2 protein-coding genes are annotated in these 1,488 nt (G+C 71.0%); one reads left to right on the top strand and one right to left on the bottom strand.

What is annotated here, in order from left to right:
• Positions 1-150 precede the first annotated feature (150 nt).
• Positions 151-423, bottom strand: a complete 273-nt coding sequence (locus KHA85_RS16420; RefSeq protein WP_213186624.1) for a hypothetical protein — start codon at positions 421-423, stop codon at positions 151-153.
• 254 nt (positions 424-677) lie between these two features.
• On the opposite strand from KHA85_RS16420, the gene KHA85_RS16415 reads away from it, so the two are divergent.
• Positions 678-1,488: glycoside hydrolase family 25 protein (locus tag KHA85_RS16415; protein ID WP_213186623.1), on the top strand; the 811-nt coding region annotated here is incomplete at its 3' end.

The following is a 1,488-nucleotide window of genomic DNA, read 5'->3' as shown; positions in this document are numbered from 1 at the left end:
CGCGGCGCGGACCTCGAGGACCTGCGTGGGGCCTCGGCGCTGCGGGGCGCGCTGATCTCACCCGAACAGGTTTTGGGCGTCGGGCTCGCCCTCATCGGCGAGGCGGGGATCCGGGTCGAGTAGCGCAGCCGGGCCGATCGCGCCGCGGCGTCAGGCCAGATGCGACGCGGAGGTCCGCCACTGGTTGACGGCCCGGTTGATGATCGCCTGGAGCTGGAGGATCTGGTCGCGGTCGGTGAGCGTGATGCCGTCCGCCCCGGTGCGCAGCTGGAGTTCCGGCACCCCGCGGTCCGCGCCGTTCTCGTCCAGCACCACGGTCTCGGCGACGGACACCTCGAGGAACGGGTCGTCGTCCGGACCGTCGACTTCCGTGACGAGGTCCTGCCGGTAACGAGGGGTGGTGAGGTCGATGGCATCGGTCATGAGGGGCACTCCCGACTGTTCGGTGGGATCGCCTTAAGAGTAGGTGAGAAAAGCAGGTCACCGTACGCGTGGGACAGCGTGTGACAGGTTGTTGTGATTCCGTGACCCACGCCACCCCCACCTGTGGTCCACCCCGCCTCTACGCACTCGACCGCCGGCTAGCGGCGCCGTGGCTGACCGCCCGAACTGGACAGTTGTGGAAAAAGTTGCGCGAGTTGCTTGTGTGACTGTTGTGGTTGCCACATACTCACCCCATGACCACTGCCGGACCGTCAGCGCGACGCGCCCTCCTCCCCCGACTCCTCGTCGCCCTGGCCTCTGCAGCAGCTCTCTCGGTCGGCCTCCTCGTCGTCGTCCTCTCCCCCCGCGCCGACGCCGAGGTGCCGCTCTCCCCCGTCTATCACGGCCTCGCGCAGGGACTCGACGCCTCCAGCTGGCAGCACCCGCACGGTGCCGGGGTCGACTGGCACACCGCCGCCGCGGCCGGACAGTCCTTCGCCTTCATCAAGGCCACCGAGGGCACCGGGCCGGCCAACCGGTACTACGAGGCCGACATCGCCGAGGCGCGCGCCGCCGGGATGCTCGTGGGCAGCTACCACAAGGCCCGCCCCGCGATGGACCCCGCGCAGCAGGCCCACGCGTTCGCCGACCGCCTGCAGTCGGTGGGCGGCCCGCAGCTGCCGCCCGTGCTCGACCTCGAGACCGACGAGGGGCTCGACGCCCGGCAGCTCGCCGACTGGACGCAGGTCTTCCTCGACACGCTCGCGCACCGCACCGGCCGCACGCCGATCCTCTACACGTACCGCTACTTCTGGATCGACCGCATGGCCAACACCCCGCGCTTCGCCGAGTACCCGCTGTGGCTCGCCGAGTACGGCGTGTCCCAGCCGACGCTGCCCGTGATCGGCGGCTGGGACCAGTGGCTGTTCTGGCAGCGCTCGGAGACCGGCGAGGTCCCCGGGTTCGCCGACGACGTGGACCTCAACATCTTCGCCGGCACCCGCGCGGACCTCGACGCGTGGCTCGGGCCCGTCGAGCCCGCGCCCGAGCCCGCCCCTGCGCCTG

Source organism: Dietzia massiliensis, assembly GCF_018390595.1.
Lineage (GTDB): Bacteria > Actinomycetota > Actinomycetes > Mycobacteriales > Mycobacteriaceae > Dietzia > Dietzia massiliensis.
This window is presented reverse-complemented; position numbering and strand designations above follow the sequence as displayed.